The 21,711-nt window shown below is 47.1% G+C and carries 14 protein-coding genes; 4 read left to right on the plus strand and 10 right to left on the minus strand.

What is annotated here, in order from left to right; genetic code table 11:
* Window positions 1-17 precede the first annotated feature (17 nt).
* A complete protein-coding gene (gene motY, locus AACU59_RS08680; protein ID WP_094145597.1) occupies window positions 18-899 on the plus strand; it encodes a flagellar protein MotY in 882 nt (293 codons plus the stop codon).
* A gap of 107 nt (window positions 900-1,006) precedes the next feature.
* On the opposite strand, the gene gloA is transcribed toward motY, so the two are convergent.
* From gloA to fvtA, 10 genes are all read right to left on the minus strand, one after another.
* Window positions 1,007-1,423, minus strand: a complete 417-nt coding sequence (gloA, locus tag AACU59_RS08685) for a lactoylglutathione lyase (protein ID WP_013857285.1) — start codon at window positions 1,421-1,423, stop codon at window positions 1,007-1,009.
* 168 nt (window positions 1,424-1,591) lie between these two features.
* A complete protein-coding gene (nth, locus tag AACU59_RS08690) occupies window positions 1,592-2,227 on the minus strand; it encodes an endonuclease III (protein ID WP_064624814.1) in 636 nt (211 codons plus the stop codon).
* Between the two features lie 27 nt (window positions 2,228-2,254).
* On the minus strand, window positions 2,255-2,947 hold the full coding sequence (locus AACU59_RS08695; protein WP_010318468.1) for an electron transport complex subunit E: 693 nt from the start codon (window positions 2,945-2,947) through the stop codon (window positions 2,255-2,257).
* The gene (gene rsxG, locus AACU59_RS08700; protein WP_094145596.1) at window positions 2,940-3,578 is read right to left on the minus strand and encodes an electron transport complex subunit RsxG; all 639 of its coding nucleotides are present in this window, start codon (window positions 3,576-3,578) and stop codon (window positions 2,940-2,942) included. The genes AACU59_RS08695 and rsxG overlap by 8 nt, the downstream gene beginning before the upstream one ends.
* Window positions 3,579-3,586: 8 nt before the next feature.
* Window positions 3,587-4,633 (minus strand): electron transport complex subunit RsxD, encoded by a 1,047-nt coding sequence (gene rsxD / locus AACU59_RS08705; RefSeq protein WP_013857282.1) that lies wholly within the window; start codon window positions 4,631-4,633, stop codon window positions 3,587-3,589.
* The gene (gene rsxC, locus AACU59_RS08710; protein ID WP_094145595.1) at window positions 4,633-6,963 is read right to left on the minus strand and encodes an electron transport complex subunit RsxC; all 2,331 of its coding nucleotides are present in this window, start codon (window positions 6,961-6,963) and stop codon (window positions 4,633-4,635) included. Before rsxC ends, rsxD begins: the two co-directional genes overlap by 1 nt.
* An 8-nt stretch (window positions 6,964-6,971) precedes the next feature.
* Window positions 6,972-7,559 carry an electron transport complex subunit RsxB gene (gene rsxB / locus AACU59_RS08715; RefSeq protein ID WP_013857280.1) on the minus strand — a complete coding sequence of 196 codons (588 nt, stop codon included), beginning with the start codon at window positions 7,557-7,559 and terminating at the stop codon, window positions 6,972-6,974.
* A 1-nt stretch (window position 7,560) separates the two neighbouring features.
* Window positions 7,561-8,142 carry an electron transport complex subunit RsxA gene (rsxA, locus tag AACU59_RS08720; RefSeq protein ID WP_010318463.1) on the minus strand — a complete coding sequence of 194 codons (582 nt, stop codon included), beginning with the start codon at window positions 8,140-8,142 and terminating at the stop codon, window positions 7,561-7,563.
* A gap of 157 nt (window positions 8,143-8,299) precedes the next feature.
* Entirely contained in the window at window positions 8,300-9,007 is a 708-nt protein-coding gene (locus tag AACU59_RS08725; protein WP_094145594.1) for a 4'-phosphopantetheinyl transferase family protein, read from the minus strand.
* A 139-nt stretch (window positions 9,008-9,146) separates the two neighbouring features.
* A complete protein-coding gene (gene fvtA, locus AACU59_RS08730; protein WP_094145593.1) occupies window positions 9,147-11,228 on the minus strand; it encodes a TonB-dependent siderophore vanchrobactin receptor FvtA in 2,082 nt (693 codons plus the stop codon).
* 164 nt (window positions 11,229-11,392) lie between these two features.
* Between fvtA and vabH the strand changes: the two genes are divergently transcribed.
* The 3 genes from vabH (at window position 11,393) to vabF (ending at window position 21,541) form a co-directional block, all read left to right on the plus strand.
* Complete coding sequence (gene vabH / locus AACU59_RS08735; RefSeq protein ID WP_094145592.1) at window positions 11,393-12,733, plus strand: vanchrobactin esterase VabH; 1,341 nt, start codon at window positions 11,393-11,395, stop codon at window positions 12,731-12,733.
* 21 nt (window positions 12,734-12,754) lie between these two features.
* Window positions 12,755-12,949 (plus strand): MbtH family protein, encoded by a 195-nt coding sequence (locus AACU59_RS08740; protein ID WP_013857274.1) that lies wholly within the window; start codon window positions 12,755-12,757, stop codon window positions 12,947-12,949.
* Between the two features lie 105 nt (window positions 12,950-13,054).
* Window positions 13,055-21,541: a vanchrobactin non-ribosomal peptide synthetase VabF gene (gene vabF, locus AACU59_RS08745; RefSeq protein ID WP_094145591.1), complete on the plus strand. Its 8,487-nt coding sequence runs from the start codon at window positions 13,055-13,057 to the stop codon at window positions 21,539-21,541.
* The last annotated feature ends 170 nt before the right edge of the window (window positions 21,542-21,711 follow it).

The raw sequence follows: 21,711 nt of genomic DNA on the forward strand, positions 1-21,711 counted from the left end.
CGGAGAATAAAATCGTTATGAATAAATGGGTTACTGCCACTATTGTGATGACCAGCATACTGACATCCTTTGCCCCTATGGCGATGGATAAGCGTTATGTGGCAACACCACAGCAGTCTACGTGGCAGATGGTGACGAATACCCCTTTAGAGTGCCGTTTGGTCCATCCGATCCCCAATTACGGTGACGCTGAATTCTCTTCACGTGCGAATAAGAAGATTAACCTCGATTTCGAACTCAAAATGCGTCGTCCAATGGGCGAAACTCGCAATGTAAGTTTAGTGTCATTACCACCGAGTTGGCGTCCGGGTGAGAGTGCAGACCGTATTACCAATTTGCAATTCTTCAAACAGTTCGATGGTTACATCGGTGGTCAAACCGCTTGGAGCCTACTCAGTGAATTGGAAAAAGGACGCTATCCAACCTTTAGCTACCAAGATTGGCAAAGCCGAGATCGGCGCATTGAAGTGGCTCTCTCGTCGGTTCTTTTTCAAGAGAAGTACAACGTGTTTAGCGATTGTGTGAGCAATTTGCTGACGTACAGTTTTGAAGATATCTCATTTACGATTCTGCATTACGACCGCGATAATGTGCAACTCAATAAAGCTTCGCAAAAACGACTTGCGCAAATTGCCGACTATATTCGCTATAACCAAGATATTGATTTGGTGTTGGTTTCTACCTATACCGACTCTGTTGATAGTCGAGGAGTGAGCCAGGATCTTTCTGAGCGTAGGGCTGAGGTATTAAGAGATTACTTTAAATCACTGGGGTTACCTGAGGATCGTATCCAAGTGCAAGGCTATGGTAAACGCAGGCCGATTGCCGACAATGCATCACCCATCGGCAAAGATAAAAACCGTCGTGTGGTTATTTCACTGGGTCGAACAATTATCTAATAACGTTAGAGTAAAAAAGCAGCCCATTTCAAAGGCTGCTTTTTGTGATGTTATCCGGGAAACTTTACGCATCTAGTTTATATAACTAGCCGATGCCGCAAAGAGGCTTATCCTTCTAAACCTGCTGATGCTTGTTTGTTTTGGATAAGTTCAATCATGTAACCATCAGGATCTTTCACAAAAGCGATATGCGTGGTACCGCCTTTTACTGGGCCAGCTTCACGGGTCACATTACCTCCAGCCGCTTTAATCGCGTCACAGGTGGTATACACATCTTCAACACCAATGGCGATGTGGCCAAAAGCATTGCCTAGGTCATAGCTTGTGGTGCCCCAGTTATAGGTCAGTTCGATCACCGCACCCTGAGATTCATCGCCATAACCCAGAAATGCCAATGTGTATTTGTATTCTGTATTTTCATTAGTACGAAGCAGTTGCATACCCATGACCTTGGTGTAAAACGCGATCGATTTTTCTAAATCGCCTACGCGTAGCATGGTGTGCAAAATACGACTATTTGACATGTTGAGCTCCTAACTTTCTGATGAAATATCTATCTCCACCCGACCACTGTGGCGATGATGTTGGCTTATATTCACCCACTTCAATCACAGAGTTTATCTATGTTCAAAGGAATTCGTTTACTTACTGCCTACTTGCAGAGTTGAGTCTTTTGGGGATCTGGTTAAATTTTATAGGTCAGTTTTATCAGAGAATTCGCAAAGATCTTCAATGATACAACTGCCACAACGCGGCTTTCTTGCGACACAGGTGTAGCGACCATGTAAGATCAACCAGTGATGAACATCAACTTTGAATTCTTTAGGGACGACTTTGAGCAGCTTTTGTTCCACTTCATCAACGTTTTTACCCACCGCAAACTTGGTTCTATTTGAAACACGGAAAATATGCGTGTCAACGGCGATGGTTGGCCATCCGAAAGCGGTGTTCAATACCACATTGGCCGTTTTTCTGCCAACGCCGGGCAGCGATTCTAATGCTTCACGGCTCTCTGGCACTTCTCCTGCGTATTGATCCAATAATATACGGCAAGTTTTTATGACGTTTTCTGCTTTGGAATTGAATAAACCAATGGTTTTGATGTATTGCTTTAGCCCATCAACGCCAAGATCAAAGATGGCTTGTGGCGTATTAGCAATAGGGTAAAGTTTGTCAGTGGCCTTATTAACGCTGACGTCAGTCGCTTGAGCGGAAAGCAGTACTGAGATCAGTAACTCAAACGGTGTGCTCCATTTAAGCTCGGTTTCTGGCTTCGGGTTATTGGCCCGTAAGCGCTCGAGGATCTCGACTCGTTTGACATTATTCATCGTTTGGAAAACTTCCTTATGATTTCGCTAAGCGTTAGTAACGCGTGCTCGTTCTATGACGGGCTTTTGTTCTTTAGGTTGGCGAGCAGCCAGATTTTTATCGATGATATTTTTAGCTGCAATCAAAAAGCCAACACCAATAAACGCTCCAGGCGGCAAGAGCGCAAGCAAGAAGCTGTTGTCAAAATGGAAGACCTCAATGCGTAAAATGGTTGCCCAATGACCCAGTAATAAATCAGCACCATCAAACAGTGTGCCATTGCCAATTACTTCACGCAGTGCGCCCAAAATGACCAGAATAGTGGTCATTCCCATGCCCATCCAAAATCCATCTTGTGCTGAAGGCAACACTGCATTTTTTGAGGCAAATGCTTCGGCGCGACCGATGATGATACAGTTGGTCACAATCAGAGGAATGAAGATCCCTAGCGATAGGTACAGGCCGTAAGCGTAGGCATTCATTAACAGTTGTACGCAAGTTACTAGTGCGGCGATGATCATCACAAACACAGGGATACGAACTTCTTTGGGGACATAATCCCGTACTAATGAGATGGTGACATTTGAACAGACGAGAACCAGCAATGTTGCAACGCCTAAACCTAGCGCATTAGTGACAGTGGAAGAAACCGCTAGTAAAGGGCACAGTCCAAGTTGTTGAACGAGCGCAGGGTTGTTGCTCCACATCCCGTTTTTAATCAGTGTCTTATGATCACTCATTGCTGGCTCCTTTACAGTCAAAAGGTTGTGCTAATAGTGCTTCTCGATGTTGATTCACAAACTGAGCGGTATTTTTCACCGCTTTGACGACGGCTCGCGGCGTAATCGTCGCTCCAGTAAACTGATCAAATTGTCCCCCATCTTTGCGCACTTTCCAAGTCTCGATATTTTGCTCAGTGACTTGCTTGCCAGTAAAGCTCAATATCCAATCAGTGACGCGTAAATCTATTTTGTCACCTAACCCCGGTGTTTCTTGATGAGACAGAACGCGAGTCCCTGTGATGGTGCCATCGTGCTTGATGCCAATAATTACCTTGATCGCGCCGTTATAGCCATCAGGTGCGATGGCTTCAATAGCCAGTCCACTCGGTTCACCGTCTTGTGTGGCAATATAAGCGTGCATAGGTTGGTCTGTACCAAGTGCAGGATCAGTCACCAGTGTACAGGATTTGTACAGTTCGTTGTCGTGCAAACTGTGCGGGATCACTTGGTTTAAAATCGATTGCAGTTGAATCTGCTCTTGCTTGGTTATTTGATCTTTTGTTAGGTATTGGGTTAACGCTACAACACCTGTTGAAGCACAGGCAAAGATAGCGAGAATCAAACCGTTATTGCGAATGGCGGTTAACATAGCGCTCCTTAATGCCCGTAGGTTCGAGGTTTAGTGTAGTAATCAATCAGTGGGACACACATGTTGGCAAGTAATACAGCGAAGGCTACCCCGTCAGGGAAGCCTCCCCAACTGCGGATAATGAAAATCATCATGCCAATAAATGCGCCGTAAATTAAGCGACCTTTGACGGTTGTGGAAGCGGTGACTGGATCGGTTGCGATGAAAAAAGCGCCGAGCATAGTCGCGCCCGAGAGCAAATGAAACAAGGGTGAGGCGGTTGCTCCCGGTTCAATAAGCGCAGTGAAAGCACTTGCCATTACTAAACCACACAGCACCGCAATCGGGATATGCCAGTTGATCACACGTAGTTTGATCAATAATAAGCCGCCAGCTAAATAGGCAAGGTTAACCCATTCCCAGCCAAGCCCAGCTAACCCACTAAATTGAGGCTGGCTCATCGCTTCATGCAGAGTCTCACCATTATGTAATCCGGTTTTTACGGCGTCCAATGGGGTGGCCATAGTGACACCATCGATACCCGTTCGGATTTGTTGTAGTGATAAACCTTCTACGTTGAAGCCACTGAAAATAAGTGAAAATGCATCACTAAACGAGATTGGATCCGGGGCTAATTCCGTTGGAGCAATCCAACTGGTCATCTGCACAGGGAAAGAGATAAGCAAAACCACATAAGCAATCATGGCGGGGTTGAATGGGTTTTGTCCTAGTCCGCCGTATAAGTGTTTTGCAATAATGATGGCAAAAATAAGGCCAATAAAGATAACCCACCAAGGGGACATCGGAGGAATGGCAATGGCCAGAAGCCAAGCGGTGACCACGGCGCTGTAATCTTTGATTGCCAACAGTGGTGAGCGCTTACGCAGTAGCATAACGGCAGATTCAAAAGCCAAAGCGATGATGATAGCGAGCATTAGTTGAATGAGAGTACCCCAACCAAAGAAGTAGCTCTGCGCGATAAGCCCCGGTAAGGCGCACAAGGCGACCCACTTCATCAGCTCTGATGTGCTGCGTTTGCTGTGTGCATGGGGGGAGCTGGCAATAAAAAAGGCCACTAATTATTCTCCTCAGAATTATGATTGTTTTTCGCTTGTGCCGTTTGCTGCTCTGCCTTGCGCGCTTTGGCGCGTGCAATGGCGGCAGCGACTGCCGCTTTTTTGGCATCCTCAGGTTGAGCAGGTGCAGGTTCAAGTGTTGGCTGAGGTTCACTCGACGCCGTTTGCTGCTCTGCCTTGCGTGCTTTCGCGCGGGCAATGGCAGCAGCGACTGCCGCTTTTTTTGCATCCTCAGGTTGAGTAGGTGCAGGTTCAAGTGTTGGCTGAGGCTCACTCGGCGCCGTTTGCTGCTCTGCCTTGCGTGCTTTGGCGCGGGCAATGGCAGCAGCGACTGCCGCTTTTTTGGCATCCTCAGGTTGAGCAGGTGCAGGTTCAAGTGTTGGCTGAGGTTCACTCGGCACCGTTTGCTGCTCTGCCTTGCGTGCTTTGGCGCGAGCAATGGCGGCAGCGACTGCCGCTTTTTTGGCATCCTCAGGTTGAGCAGGTGCAGGTTCAAGCGTTGGCTGAGGTTCACTTGGCGCCGTTTGCTGCTCGGCCTTGCGTGCTTTCGCGCGGGCAATGGTGGCAGCGACTGCCGCTTTTTTATCATCACCAGTTTCTGCTGGTGGCGCATCAGCACTGGTTTGCTGCGCTTTTTTCTCGCGAGCTTGACGTTTGCGCTCTTCGCGCAATTTAACCATTTCAGCGTTATCTGGCTCGACTTGACCTGCTTGCAGTGCTTCGGCTTGCTTGGCTTTAGCGCGAGCAATAGCCGCAGCAACGGCGGGTTTTACGGTGCTTGGGTTGTTTTCTGTTTGTGCTTTTTGCGCTTGAACGCGAGCAATGGCCGCTGCAATCGCATCGTCGCCGCCTGTGTGTTTCATCTCTTGACGACGTTCATCGGCTGCTTTTTTGAAACGATTCTCGCGATCGGCTTTATCGCGTTCTAAACGTGCTTTTTTCTCTTCGAAACGTACTCTGGCACGTTCAGCGGCTTCTGATTCTTGCTGGCGAGTTTTTATCTCAGCCTTGGCTTGACGATAGTATTGCACCAATGGAATTTCACTGGGGCAAACATAAGCACAAGCCCCGCACTCAATGCAATCTTTGAGGTTCAGTTCTTCACACTTATCATATTCTTCCGCTTTCGCGTGCCAGAACAGTTGCTGAGGTAATAAGGAGGCCGGGCAGGCTTCCGCGCACTGACTACAGCGAATGCAGGCCATTTCATGTTGTGAAGAGGCAATCTCTTTACGAGTGGGTGCCAGAATGCAGTTGGTGGTTTTGGTGATCGGAACTTGTGAATGAGGCAGGGTGAACCCCATCATCGGGCCGCCCATAATAAGACGCGGTAATTTTTTATCTGCCTTATAGCCAAATTGTTCGAGTAAATATTGTACGGGTGTGCCTAATAAAACCCAGACATTCCGGGGCTGTTTAAACGTATTGCCCGTTAAGGTGACTACGCGGTTAATCAGGGGTTCGCCATCCATAACGGCGCGTTTAATCGCGTAGATAGAGCCAACATTTTGTACCATCAAGCCAATATCGGCTGGAATTTTACCCGCAGGCACTTCTTGGTTGGTCAGCAATTTAATTAACTGCTTTTCACCACCTGAAGGGTATTTGGTTGGGATCACGCGGATCACGATGTCTTTATGTATTGCGGCGGCTTCTAACGCTTGAATTGCTTCAGGTTTGTTATCTTCAATACCGATGATGGTTAATTTGGGTTTAAGAATGTGCTCTACAATACTGATCCCATCGATGATCTCTGCGGCATGGTGCTGCATGAGTACATCATCGGCCGTGATGTAAGGTTCACATTCGGCGGCGTTGATGATCAAAATATCAGTGCGAGCGAGGCCTGATTGCATTTTTTTTGCAGTAGGAAAACCGGCGCCGCCCAACCCTGAGATACCAGCTTGACGAATGACTTCAATCAATTGTTCTGGGGAGTGTTGTCGATAATCAGCCAGCGGTGCGCGCACTGCCCACTCATCTTGCTGATCAGGTGTGATGACAATACACATTTCACTTAACCCAGAAGGGTGCGCCGTGGTGCGCGGTTCAATGGCGGTAATGATGCCAGAGGTTGAAGCGTGTACAGGCAACATGAAGGTTGAGGTGTATTGTGTCAGTGGTTGGCCTTTGAGTACTTTATCGCCAACACTGACCAGTAAATCACCGGCTCGGCCAATATGCTGTTTGAGTGGCAAGACAATTTCTTGCGGTATACCGGCATGAGTGAGTGCCGTTTGATTTGATTGCTGTTTATTTTCTGGCGGGTGAATGCCTCCAGGGAAGTTCCAGAGAGTGCCAGCTTTGATTTGTTCTATTAATGACAACATACCAATCCTTAATTCACGCTTTTCTGCGCACGTGAGGCAGAGTCGGTAACATCAACAACAGGAATCGCGTTCATTTGCCACTTCCAAGTATCGGTCGTAGTTTCTACCGGGATCATTTCAATACAGTCCGTTGGGCAGGGAGCAACACACAGATCACAGCCAGTACATTCTGACTTGATCACGGTATGCAGAGCCTTAGTTCCACCAACAATGGCATCTACGGGACAAGCTTGAATGCATTTTGTACAACCGATGCACATATCTTCATGAATGAAGGCAACGGTTTTGACCTTATTATCAAGATCATGCGCAGACTCTTCGGCTTCAACGCCCATTAAGTCAGCCAATTTTTCAATGGTTGCTTGGCCGCCGGGCGGGCATTTGTTGATTTTATCGCCATTGGCAATGGCTTGTGCATAAGGGCGACAGCCCGGATAGCCACATTGACCGCATTGTGTCTGAGGTAAAATCGCATCAATCTGATCGACGATAGGATCGGCTTCTACTTTAAAGCGGATAGAGGCAAAACCTAAGATAGCGCCAAACACAGCGGCCAATGCGACAAGTGCAAGAATAGCGATGAGTATTGTGCTCATATTACAACTTCACCAATCCTGTAAAACCCATGAAGGCGAGTGACATAAGACCTGCGGTTATCATAGCAATGGATGCCCCTTTGAAGGGCGTTGGTACGTCGGCTACGCCGATGCGTTCGCGCATGGAAGCAAACAGAATCAATACCAATGAGAACCCAACCGCGGCACCAAAACCATAAATAATGGATTGAATGAAGTTATGATTTTCGTTGATGTTGAGAAGCGCAACCCCAAGTACCGCACAGTTGGTGGTGATAAGAGGAAGGAAAATCCCGAGCAGGCGATATAACGTTGGGCTGGTTTTGTGTACCACCATTTCGGTGAACTGCACCACCACGGCAATCACTAAAATAAAGCTCATGGTGCGTAAGTACTCAATACCTAATGGTTTAAGGACATAGCTTTCTACTAAATACGCACACACTGACGCTAGAGTTAGCACGAAAGTCGTCGCTAACCCCATCCCTATTGCGGTTTCTAGTTTTTTTGATACGCCCATGAAAGGACATAGCCCTAGAAACTTTACCAGTACAAAGTTATTGACCAGTACAGTGCCGATTAATAACAAAAAATATTCGGTCATAGTTATATAAGTCTTAAGTTCCGATCTGGTGATTATCGTGCTTTGCCAAGCGAATAACAACCAAGGAAAGATAAGGTTTTATACCTTTGACGGAATTTTGTACGCTGCTACGCCAGTATTAGGTTGATATGGGGCGTTATAAAGCAGTGTCAGCAGGCTATTTTTTATGTGTCGAAAAATGGGCTTGACTTAAATAACACCAAGTCAGTACATACTCACTGTCAGGCCATTGGTAACCAACGCTGATTGTGTATGATGGATTTAAAAAAGGATGAAGATCAGTGTGAATCTGAAAAATGAGTCGTTTGGCGTGTTTGTCAACATGGATCAGTTCTACCACGTGAAAATCAAGAACCTGTTCAACCCATGGATAAATGGCTTTATAAATCGATTCCTTTGCGGAAAAAATCAGCGTAATAAAGCTCGCTAATTGGGCAAAGTGATGAGCAAAAATGTGCTCTGCGGGTGTCATTACTTGCTGGCGAATATCACTGAGCCATTCATCTCGTATGAGTTGTTCAATATCAATACCAAGAGCGGCACACGCTTGAGTCTGGTGAGTGGCGGCTGCGATAGCGTAGCCATGGCAATGGGATATTGAGCCTACGATATTTTGCGGCCAAACCGCTTGGTTCCCCTTGCCAATCTCTAACGTTAGCGACTGTGATTGATCCAGTTTGGTTAGGCAGTGTTTTGCACACATCCTGCCAGCTAAAAATTCACAATGGCGCTTTAGCACGGCTTGGTTTAAAGAAGAGGGCAGGGAGATCCCTTGCTCTTCAAGTTTATTTTTGTATTCAGGTAGATACTTCACTTCAAGCTGGTGGTATTGGATGAAAGATGGCCAGTTTGGAATGATGAGCATGCCTATTTTACCTATCGAGTGAGTGAACTTGTTCGATGCGTCGCCTGCGTGGTGACGTTTATCTCAGATTGAGTGAAAAATCACTCCCCCAGTCAAAAACAAAGTGTTGATGTCTAGGAGAGTGAGTCAGAGTTACTAACTAGAACTGGTAATCAGCGACTATGCCAAAGGTGCGTGGACCACCGACTTCGTAGAGATCACTTTTCTGGCGAATCACGTACTCTTCATCAGTGACGTTTTTCACGTAAGCGCGAATAGTCAAATCGTTGAGAGTGTAACCTGCATTCAGATTGAACACGGTGTAATCGCCAGCCGTTTTACTCTCTGTGTTGGCTAAATCGGTATAGTAATCGGAAACGTGGTTAACACGAGCACCAAAAAATAGACCAGAATCTAAGTGTTGAGTAAAGCCCGCACCTGCAGACAGTTTAGGAGCGTAACTGAACTCATTGCCTGAGAGATTGGTGGAGGTACCGGTTGGTCCTTCGCTGATGTCCGTTTTAAGAAGACCGACAAACGCAAACAGGTCGAGCCCAGAATCAAACCAGTAAGAGGCTTCAACTTCCGTACCGTAAGTTTTCCCTTTCGGTATATTGGTGATATAGGTATCGAAGCGTTTTCCGCTGTTACCAGAGACCGAAGTTTGATAATTTTTGTAGTCGTTGTAGAACAGGTTAGCAGTAAGATCCAGCTTGTCATCCAGGAAGCTTGAACGAGAACTTAGCTCGTAGCTCCAGACTTTTTCTTGTTCAAAAACAAAAACTTCTTCTTTGTACTCGTTATAGCCTAATCCACCAGCATTGTAGCCTTTACGGGCCGTAAGACCGAGGGTGGAGTGATCTGAGACATCAAGTAATAGACCAATCTTAGGCAATAGGATGCCGTCATCTTCATCGGCTTTAAAATCGAGTGGTAGGGTAGCGTGATCGAAATCTCGCTTCAGTTCATCTCTTTCATAACGTGCACCTAATAATAGCTGCCAGCGATTATCCAAACGAATTCTTGAGTCAAAGTAGATTGAGTTGGTTAAAACTTCATCTTTACGTTTTAATGAATCTGTTTCGGTGTATTGATCTTTGAAGAAGCTGGCTAGGCCTAGAATCGCATTGTACCTTTCATCAAGTGATTGATATGTAAGCTTTGCTTCTGCGGTGTAGTTATCTTCATCCACATCACCATACCAATTAGTATCAGGATAAGCTTTGAACTTGGTGGTGTAGTTACGATGGGCGACTAAAATATCCGTTGTCAGTTCATCATTAATCACATAATTGACGTCTAGGTTGATATTCCAGCTTTTGGTTTCTTGGCGACGCGTGCCACTTTTGCTATGCAGTTCAAGTGTGCCCGGCTTGGTAACGAAGTTGGTGTATTGCCCCTCTTCATTACGGCTACCAACCGTTAGCTTGGCTGTTAGCTTGTCATTTCCTTGAGGTTTCCACAATAATTTACCACGGACATTATAGGATTCGAGCTCGGAAGGATCCCAAGGGTACTGATCGCCGTTAGGCAGAGAGTAATCGATAGGGGTATTGCCTTTGGTACCTTCGGCGGCAAGACGAAACGCTAAAGTATCTTCAACCAGAGGTGCCGACACGACCCCTGCGAGATGATATTTACTGTCTTCATTTTCATAACCAGCGCGAACTTTACCCTCACGGTGGAACGTTGGATCCTTAGTTTTGATTACAACCGCACCGGCAATACTATTGCGGCCTTGGTTGGTGGATTGCGGCCCTTTATAGACTTCCACTTGTTCTGTATCCCACAGTCCAGCTTTGCCAAACGCTTCTCCAGACCAAGATTCAGAGACGCCGTCTACCGTTGTATTGACGCGAGGTGTTGCGCCTGTCATGAAGGTAAGAAAACCTTCGCCAGGGCCACGTCCATCGACCCCACGAATGTGTGGAATGCCCGAAGGTGCATTGAGTACGTTTGGTACGCGGTCGAGCAGATCGTAGTAATCTCGGCTTTCACCATCATCCACTTCATCGGTGAATAGGGTGAGCGAACTGGTGTTTTCGGCCAGTGTTCCTCCCAATTTCTCACCCACCACAACCACAGTATCTTGCTTTTTCTGTGGCTCTTTTTTTTCGAGCTGTTCCGCGACAACATTTGCGCTAGTACTCACGCAGAGGATGCCAATCAGTGTGGCGAGTTGAGTCTTATTGATATTTCTGACTGCCTTACCATTACCGTTATTCATATCCATGGGCTTCATGACCTAAAAGTTCCTTAATAGAAAAAATGATGTTGCTGCAACCATTATCGAATCAACTGTTGCTGGTTGTAATGTTAATGATAATTGTTATTATTTGCAATATCATCAATGCAGTTTTATGCTACTTAGTTTCTATGTTTCAAAAATACTAGGCTTGATATGGGGTGGTTTTAGTAATGATTGTTAATCAGGAGAGCTCACAAGAGAGGTCTGAGCTCAATGGGGTGTTGGCCCGTTTTATTCAAGAGGGCGGCTCTATTGGTGACGATCCTTGGTGGGCACATGTGCAATCGATCGGCATGCCTTATGTGATTGAAATAAACGGCGAATATGCAAAAGTACTTTTTTTATGGCGTGGGTCGAAGCAGAGTGTGGCCGCAAATCAAGCGATCTACGTTGATATTAATGGTGTCACCGATCATCACAGTTTTTCGATGGCGAAGTTTACTCATATCGATAATACCGATGTGTGGTTTTATATCGATAGCGTCAAACAGAGTTGGCGAGGAGGGTATTCTTTTATTCCTGTCCCAGAAGCGTTAGTGCAGCCAAGTTACCAAGGTTCATACGATGCAATGCGCCACCAACATCGGCAATGGCTACGCTCCATTTTTCCACTGAGTTGCGCTGATCCACTGGCTCAAAATGATTTGTCAAAATGCGAGTGGGGGCGCGCGAAAACACCTTGTCATATGCCTAAAGCGCTTACGCAAACAGAGTGGCTCGGTTTCGATTCAGCGCAAGGTCAGTGCTTCAAAAGTGCTGATTCGACCTTTACTTGGCGCAGCACTTTGCTCGGTACATCGCGCGAGATTTGGCTTTATTCGACTGCGCAAAGACCCACCACTGAGCCGTTACCCTTGGTGTTGATGCTGGATGGCCGTTTTTGGTCTCAATCGATGCCGGTTTATGAGGCTCTTTCACAGGCGACCCACAGTGGAAAGCTTCCAGCGGCGCTCTATGTGTTGATTGACGAAATTAGCGCTCAACAACGCAGTGATGATCTCAGCTGTAATCCGCTTTTTTGGCAAGCCGTGATGGAGGAGTTACTCCCCTCGATTAACGAGCGCGTCAGAGTAACCCGCGATGCAGACCAAACGGTGATCGTAGGCCAGAGTTTAGGAGGCTTAGCGGCAATGTACGCAGTATTACACTGGCCGCAGCGATTCGGTTCTGTGGTTTGTCAATCGGGTTCATTTTGGTGGCCCGATTTCTCGATCGTTAAACCCCCCAGTGAATATTGTCCACCGAAAAGCGACTCGCGATTAAGCAAAATGAGCCAAGAGGTACATCAAGGTTTAGGTGCCAATTCACGTCTTACGCTTTTCCTCGAAGTGGGTAGCGGCGAAGACATCATGATCGATTTAAGTCGAGATCTATACCAACAGTTGGCTTCACAACAGCATCGAATTCAATTTCGTCTGTTTGACGGCGGTCACGATCGACTCTGTTGGCGCGGCGGGATCATCGATGGCTTGTCATATGTTTTAGAACCTTATCTTTAATTTTCAGCGGTAGAGAGAAATATGTCAGAAAAATACACCAACCCTTTTGATGAATCTAAGCATCAATTTTTAGTGCTGATCAATTCGCATAATCAATACAGTTTATGGCCAGAATTCAAAGCCATTCCCGCTGGTTGGCAAGCCATCCTTGGACCGAGGTCAAAACAAGAGTGTTGCAACTACATCGAAGCTCAGTGGTTAGATATTCGAGCTTAAACCAAACGAGTTTTGACTCCTGCAATAGCGGCGCTGTTCATTCATGCTTGTTAAGCGGGGTAACAAAAAGGGACATAGGCAATGACTTTTGTTAGGAATAAAGAGATGTACAACTCATCAGTGCAAGAGGATCAGTGGCCTCTTATCGGTACACAGCAAGGTATTTGGTTTGCCGAGCAGATGATGCCCAATCCAGAGCAATTTAATGTTGCCCACTACGTGGTGATTCAAGGTCAAATCGATATTGAGTTATTTTCAAACGCGGTAGCCATCGGCTTGCAAGGCGTTGATTCCCTTCACTGCCATTATTTAGAGAGCGATGGCAGCGTGAGGCAGCAGTTTTATCCAGCGGATGAAGAAGGGCAGTGGCTTGAAATCCTCGACTTTTCACAAGCCGCCTTGCCAGAAGAGTCGGCTCGGGAGTGGATGAAGCACGATCTTGCGCAGCGGTTGGACATTTCATCAAGAAAGAGGCGTTTCCGACACTGTTTAATTGATGTTGGTTCAAGCAATGCACCGCAATGGTTTTGGTATCAACGTTACCATCATATTGACGTGGATGGGTTCAGCGTGAATGCTATCAGTCAATACATCTGCCAACTTTATAACCATTGGCGGATTGGCGCTGCGAAACCTCAAGAGTTCAGCGCTTTTAGTGATGTAATTCAAGAATATCAGCAATTTTTAGACTCAGCAGCGCGCCAGCAGGCGTACGACTTTTGGCAAACGCAAGCGGCTCATTTACCCAATGTTATTTCGCTCACCACAGGTAGCTCAGCCAATACATCATCGAGCACGATCACTCACACCGTGCCATTAATCGGTGGAGAGTGGTTAACTCGCTATAGTCCACAGTTGTTACCCGCCGAGCTTGCGATGGCGATGGTATTTGCTTATCTCCATTTACATTCTGGGCAAGAGCAAGTGTGTGTGGGTGTCCCCTTTATGCGCCGAATGGGCAATGCCGCCACTTGTGCCGCTGGTGCGGTAGTGAATGTACTGCCGGTGGCGCTGTCACTTCATCCACAAATGAGCATTATTGATGTGGCGCGAGAGATGAATAAAACCATCCGCCAAGTTCGTCGCCACCAGATGTATGACGCTGAGCAGATCCAGCGTGATTTGGGATTAGTAGGCCAGCCGCTCTATGGCCCGATACTCAACTTTAAACCCTTTGAAGCTGCACTGAGTTTATCTGGCGTAGAGACTGAGACACATATCCTCTCGGCAGGTCCGATTGATGAGATTGAATTTTCGCCAGTGCTCGATGGTCAGACATTGAGTGTTAATATCACGGCCAACAGCACCAAATATAGCCAAGAGTCATTAGAACTTCATGCCGCTCGTTTTGTTGCGATGGTAGAGCAGATTGCCAACCATCCAACACAGCCACTTGATTTGGTAGAGTTAATCCCGCCGAGCGAGAAGCAGCAGATTGCTTTGTGGTCGGTGGGGCCACAACATGAACATGAAACAGAGCAAACTGTGCTGGATGTATGGCAGCAGACAGTTGAGAGCAAGCCAAACGAAGATGCCTTGGTGTTTAAACAGCAGCGTTGGACATTTGATGCCTTCAATCACCTTATTGAAACTCGAGCGGATCAACTGATTACCGCGGGCTTGCGCCAAGGTGATATTGCAGGTGTCGCGTTACGACGTGGGCCTGAAAGCGTCGTGACTATGCTAGCGATTTTGCGAGCGGGTGCGATTTACCTGCCTATCGATCTTGATTATCCCATAGAACGTATTGAATCGATTGTTGAACAAGCACGTCCTTGGTGCTTAGTTGTGGAGGAGGATGAGCAAAACATGGCTTATTCATCGATAAGCTACGTCCCTAGGTTTATTGCTTTTCCTGAATTGGCTCGCATTCACACTGCGCCACAACCCAAACCGACGATCAGTCACAGCGACGTGGCTTATATCATCTTTACTTCAGGTTCGACTGGTCACCCGAAAGGGGTCATGAACACACATGGAGCGCTGTTGAATTTACTGCGCTCTCATCAAGGTTCGATTTTTTCTGCGGCTATCAGAAAACTGGCGACACGTCGTCAGTTACCAGAACAAGCTATTACTGTTCGTGCAGCGCATACGACGTCATTCTCCTTCGATGCTTCTTGGGAGCAAGTACTCTGGATGTTGTCTGGCCATACTATGTATTTGTATGACGATGAACAACGGAAAGACGCCTACGAACTGGTTCAGTGTGTTGCTGAAGATAATATCGATGCTCTTGATTTACCGCCTTTACTGTTTGATCAAATGCTCGATAGTGGATTAATGACGAGCGCTCACGTGCCGACGTTAGTTTTGATTGGTAGTGAAGCCATACCACAAAAGCTTTGGTCCCGTGTGAGTGAGTTTCCCGAACTGCTGGTGGAAAACTTTTATGGACCAACAGAATTTACGGTTGATGCGATCAGCGCTTCGCTTGATGCAGATGCATCGCCTGTCATTGGTCGACCAATTGCCGGTGCTTGTGTTTACGTGCTTGATGAAAATTTAGAGCCTGTTGCTATTGGTGAGGTGGGTGAGCTTTATTTATCGGGTGCGGGGTTAGCAAAGGGCTACCTCAACCAGCCAAGTATGACAGCAGAACGTTTTGTGGCGAACCCCTTTGCGTATGGCAAGATAATGTACCGCACTGGTGATTTGGTGAAGTGGCGAGACAATGGGTTACTGGATTTTGTTGGCCGGTGTGATCACCAAATCAAAATTCGCGGTTTTCGTATTGAATTGGGCGATGTAGAAAGTGCTATTAATGCGATTGATGGTGTTAATACGACGGTAGTCGTAGCAGAGCCTGTTGGCGATACTCATCGTTTATTGGCTTACTGTACTTTAGAGAAAGGGACTCAGGGTGAGTCAGTTCAACCCGCGTTCACAGAGCAAAGACTGCAAAGTCTTATCGCACAGGCGCTGCCTGACTATATGCAGCCAGCCAATGTGATGATCTTGGATGCTTTCTCTTTGAATGTGAATGGGAAAATCGATAGAAAAGCGCTCCCTAAGTACTCGGCAGGCACGCGTAGCGAACGCGTGGCCCCAATAACCCAACCAGAGCAGCTGTTATGTGATGCGATCACCGAGCTACTCGGTGTCAGTGACGTAGGAATGTCAGATGACTTCTTTAACCTAGGCGGGGACAGTATTTCGGCAATGAGCCTTGGGACGCGATTGCGAAAGGCGGGCTATGATCTACGACCCAAAGCTATTTTTGCAGCCCGTCAACTGGGTATGATGGCGAGCCAAATGGTGCCACTACAGCAACAACAGCGCGAGAAACAAGAAGGCATTATTCGGCCTCTACCTATGTGGCAATGGTTTGAGGAGACATTTTCTAATACAACTAACTATGTGCAAAGTGTGCTTGTTGAGGTGGAAAGCGAAACCCAATTAGCGCACTTGCAAGCCAGTTTAGTGCAACTGGTCGCCAACCATTCCGTGTGTCGCTTGGTCCAAAAAGAGCAGCAATACCATATTGAGGCGCTGCAAAATCTTGATGTAAAAAACTGGGTTGAATCGGTTTCGGTTGAGAGGCTAGATGGCAACGTGTTGGACAGTCTGTTTAGCCAGCGCAGTCAGTCGATGTCAATATCATCGGGTCAGCTATTACGCTTGATGATGATAACGGAGCGCAGTGGGCGTAAAAGTCTCATGATCCTTGTTCACCATTTCCTTATCGATGGTGTCTCTTGGCGAATATTGCTTCCGCAGTTGCAGGCATTAACTCAAGCACAAGTCACAGGTGAAGTGGCGGTGATTTCTGAGGAGGTTACCGGTATCCATTGTTGGTCAAAAGCGCTGTATCAACATTTAGCGGTCGCTGCTGCGCAAATGCCATTTTGGCGAGCGCAGGCACAGCGTGCTGTTGCTCCCATCAAGGATCCTGTCGATAAAATACGCATGACGCATTGGCGTACGCCACTCTCTCATGCCGTTACGCAGCCTTTATTTGAATTACCCACACACCAGATGAATCTCGATATTGAAGAGATGCTATTAGCCGCGGTTACGGGGGCGATCGCAAGACTTTATGGGTGTGAAGAGATTAAAGTGAACGTCGAATCTCATGGCCGTGAAGAGTGTAAAGAGGGGATCGATCTCAATCAAACCCTAGGGTGGTTTACCACCGAATATCCGTTGATCATTAGCGTGCCAAAGCATGCTGATTACCGCGAGCGGTTACGTGAAGTGAAGCAAAGTAAGCGCAGTGTGAAAGATAAAGGGCTAGGTTATATGGTGCTGCGCTATCTTGATAATCCGTATCGAGATGAGTTACGCACGTTGGCGAATACACGCCAACCGTCATTGCTGTTTAATTACCTTGGCCGTTTCCAAAGCAGCGATGGTCAGTGGTCACCACAGCAATATAGTGGGCAGTTTGCCGATACATTTGCCGTCACCTTAAACAGTGAACGGGCTTTGCAGCATCCCTTAGAGCTAAATATTTTCGTCGAAGAATCGGCAACGCCGCGATTGGTGCTCAACTGGTCTTGGAATGCTCATCTGTTCAGCCAACAGGAAATGGTGTCGCTGAGCCAACAGATTGAAAGTGAGCTGCTGAAAATACAGCAAGCGCTACAAGTTGGCGATAGTGCTGAGTTGGACCTCTCTGTACCTGCTGACTATACCGAGCCGGGAATCACACTGCGACAAGCGAGCCTATTGCAACACCACTATGGCAAGTTAGCGGATGTACTGCCAGCATTGCCTTTACAAGAAGGATTACTGTTCCAATCTCAATTAGGGGATAAAAATAGCAGTTATAACTCCACCACGCGTCTTACTTTCCAAGGTCAACTGTCTGAGCATCGCGTGAGCGAAGCGCTTAATGCGGTGATTAGGCGTCATCCGCAGTTGCTCGCTCGATTTGATAGTTCGATATTGGGGCGTACCGTACAGGTGATGACGCAGGTTAATCCAAGTTGGCCACTGACACGTTATGACATAACAAACATGAGTGGTGATGAGCAAAGCGCGTTGATTGATCAGTTAGAGAAGCAAGAGCTAAGCCGCCAGTTTGACCTTAACGATCCTACCCACAGCCTGTTGCAGGCCCAGTTGATTTTTCATGGTGATCAGCAAAGCACACTGCTCCTTTCAGCACATCATCTGGTGGTCGATGGCTGGTCAACGCCGATTTTATTGAATGATTTTCTTAGTGCATACGCCCAAGGGGTCTCGAATTTACCTCCTGTAACCGTCGGCTATGCTCACGTTGTGAGCCAGCTAACGCAGCGCGATAAAACCGTTGCGACCGAGCTTTGGCGCAAAGTATTAGCTGATGTTCAGCCGTGTATGGCTTTTGATGATATTCCGCTTAGCGAGGAAGTTAACGAGCATCAGTTATGGCTATCAAAGCATAAAACGGATCAGTTAAATCAGTGTTTACGACATCATGGCTTAACCATGAGCACCTTAATGCAAGGCCTTTGGGCGAGTATTCTCGCCAGCATGACGGGCCGTGAAGAGGTGGTTTTTGGTACGCCAATCTCTGGTCGGTTCAGTCGTATTGCCGGTATTGATGAACAGATAGGGTTATTCAGTAATACGGTGCCTGTCCGTGTGACACTGCAACCTCACCTTAGTTTGAGTGAGCAATTAAAAGCGCACCAAGCGATCCAAATCCAATTACTGGAGCACGATGAACTTGGCTTGGGTGAGATCCAGCAACTGGTGGGTGGAAAAACACTCTTTGATACCTTGCTAGTGGTCGAAAACTATCCAGATCATAGCCGTTGGTACCAGCAAGACTTTAGCGGCGCGAAATTAATGGCTATCCACAATCGTGGCTATACCCATTATCCATTAACCATTCTCGTCTTACCGGGAGAGCAACTGCATATCCTGTTTGAATATCGAGACCGAGTCGGCGTAGCAAAACAGATCGTACAACGATTTGAGCAAATGCTGGATGAGTTTATGGTTTCGAGTGATAAGCCTTTCGCTGAATGGGATCTGCGGTTAAGTGGCGAAATTGAATTGCAGCAACGCGTCAACCAGACCAAAACCGCCGTTGAACGCACGACACTGCGTGATTTGATGATCACGCAGCAACAACGTTCTCCACATCAGTTGGCTTTAATTGATAGTGAGCACCGTTTTACCTATCAAGCACTGGCTGAGCAGGTTGCCGCCATTGCCGATTTGCTGCTTAAGCAAGGTGTTAAGGCCGGGGATATTGTTGCTGTTGCCTTGCCACGCAGCGCAACCTTGAGCTTGGCGATCTACAGTATTATTGAATGTGGTGCGGCTTATTTACCGTTGGATGTTGGCTATCCGGATGAGCGCTTGGCCTACATGATCAATGATGCTAAGCCTACGCTGATCATCACTTGCTCTTCATTCACCTCACGTTTTGAAGGTTTAGCGAGACTATTGTTGCTGGATAAGTTACCAGCCCCCGTGCGCGCAGAGCGGCAGAACCGCGCAGATGGACTTACCCCCTCAAATGCGGCCTACTTGCTTTACACTTCAGGTTCAACAGGTAACCCCAAAGGGGTGTTGGTTTCTCATCAAGCGATTGTCAACCGATTGAAGTGGATGCAGCACCAATATCCCTTGAGCTCTGAGGATGTGGTATTGCAAAAAACGCCGTGCAGTTTTGATGTCTCCGTGTGGGAGTTTTTCTGGCCCTTGCTGGAAGGGGCTAGCTTAGTGATGGCTCCGGCTGAAGCGCATAAAGACCCTGAATGGTTATTGCAAATAATTGACGATTATCACGTGACCACGATGCACTTTGTACCTTCAATGCTGGCAGCTTTCATGGCCTCAATTGAAGCGAATCAGCCAACGGGTTTCACCGTAGCACCAAGCCTCAAGCAAGTATTTTGCTCAGGTGAAGCGCTTGCGAAAGAGCTCTGCCATCAGTACGCACGTAGAATTAATGCACCGCTGCATAACTTGTACGGCCCGACGGAAGCGGCGGTTGACGTGACTTATTATCCAGCTTACGGCGAGGCATTAAACGCAAGCGTTGGCCGTAGTGCACCGATTGGTTTACCGGTATGGAACACCCAAGTCTATGTGCTCGATAGCTTTTTAAGAGCGGTACCAATCGGTGTGCCGGGCGAGCTCTATCTTGCTGGCGAGCAATTAGCCATCGGTTACTTTAATCGCAGTGCGTTAACGGCAGATCGGTTTATCGCCAATCCATTTACTTGTGGCGAGCGAATGTACCGCACTGGTGATGTCGTACGTTGGTTAGCGTGTGGCTCGATTGAGTATTTAGGACGCAGTGATGATCAGATAAAAATTCGCGGGCAGCGTGTGGAACTGGGTGAAATTGAAAGCGCATTACAGGCACTTCCTGCGGTAAAACAAGCGGTGGTCTGTGCTCAGACGCTCTCTACTCATTCAGGTATGTTAGGCGCTGATGAACGGCAAATTATCGGTTACGTCATCGCGCATGATATGAGCGTAACGAATGGCGAGAAGCTACGCGCTGAACTTTCCGAACATTTACCAGCCCATATGGTTCCGGCGGCTATCGTGTTACTGGATCACTACCCGCTGAGCGCCAACGGTAAGCTAGATAAAAAAGCATTACCGCGGCCAAATGACGTCGCAGCACGGGTAGGGCGCAAGGCTCATCCGGGCCTTGAAACACAATTGGTGACGCTATTTGCTCAAGTATTGGCTGTCGAAACACTGTTTGCTGATGATGATTTCTTTACGCTCGGCGGGCATTCACTGCTGGCGATGAAATTAGCGGCAGATATTCGAAGAGCGCTAAACCTACCTGTCACAGTTGGTCAAATCATGGTCAATCCTACGGTGGAGAAACTGGCGAGTTTGCTGCTAGATGAAGATGCTTTTAACGACCCCACCTTAGCTGGTTTTGGCGAAGTGCTGCCTATCCGTGCCGGAAGTGGCCCAGCACTTTTTTGCGTCAACTCTGCTTCTGGCTTTGCTTGGCAATACACAGGGCTACCTAAATATCTGACAGGACATTATCCCATTTATGGTTTGCAATCACCTCGGCCCGGCGGAGCGATGGCGACCAGTGAAACGATGGAAGAAGTGTGTGATCGTTTATTACCAGTCTTAAGAGAGATACAGCCATTTGGACCTTACCATCTATTAGGCTATTCATTTGGCGGGATTGTGGCACAAAAATTGGCCGCGAAGCTTCAACAGCAGGGTGAAGAGGTGCACTTTTTAGGGTTATTGGATACCTATCCACCGGAGGGTCAGAACTGGGATGGCCCGATGGATGAAGAAGAGCAGTACGAAATTGAGCGTGAAAAAGAGCAGTTTCTGTCCATCAATGAGCTAACCGATATTGAATTAGATGAGCAACGTTTGGCGATGTTCAATGAGATTACCGCTAACTATGAAGATGCGGTACGTCTACTTGCACAGGCACAAACGTCTGATTATCAAGGTCCGGCCCACCTTTTTGTGGCGCAACGTACGGTGCCAGATGGTTATGATATTGATGCTCATTGGCAATCTTTTGTCGGCCAGTTGATTAAGCATCAGTTTGATTGTTCACATGAAGATATCTTGGCCCCAGAAAATGTACGCCAGATCGGCGAATGTTTAAATACGCTGCTGGAGTCGAAGGCTGCACTGAAAAAATAACAAAAACCACCATCGACGAAACCAGTGCTTATCAAGGCTGGTTTCGTCTTAATTTTCGCGATGTTTTGAAAGCATTACATTCTGGTTTGAATAGATAATAGTATGAATATAAAGAATATATTTTTAGATTTTGGCCTACTAAAAGACAACCCACATTTCCGAATGGTCTT

This window comes from Vibrio sp. V23_P3S9T160 (assembly GCF_963886625.1).
In the GTDB taxonomy this organism is placed as follows: domain Bacteria; phylum Pseudomonadota; class Gammaproteobacteria; order Enterobacterales; family Vibrionaceae; genus Vibrio; species Vibrio anguillarum.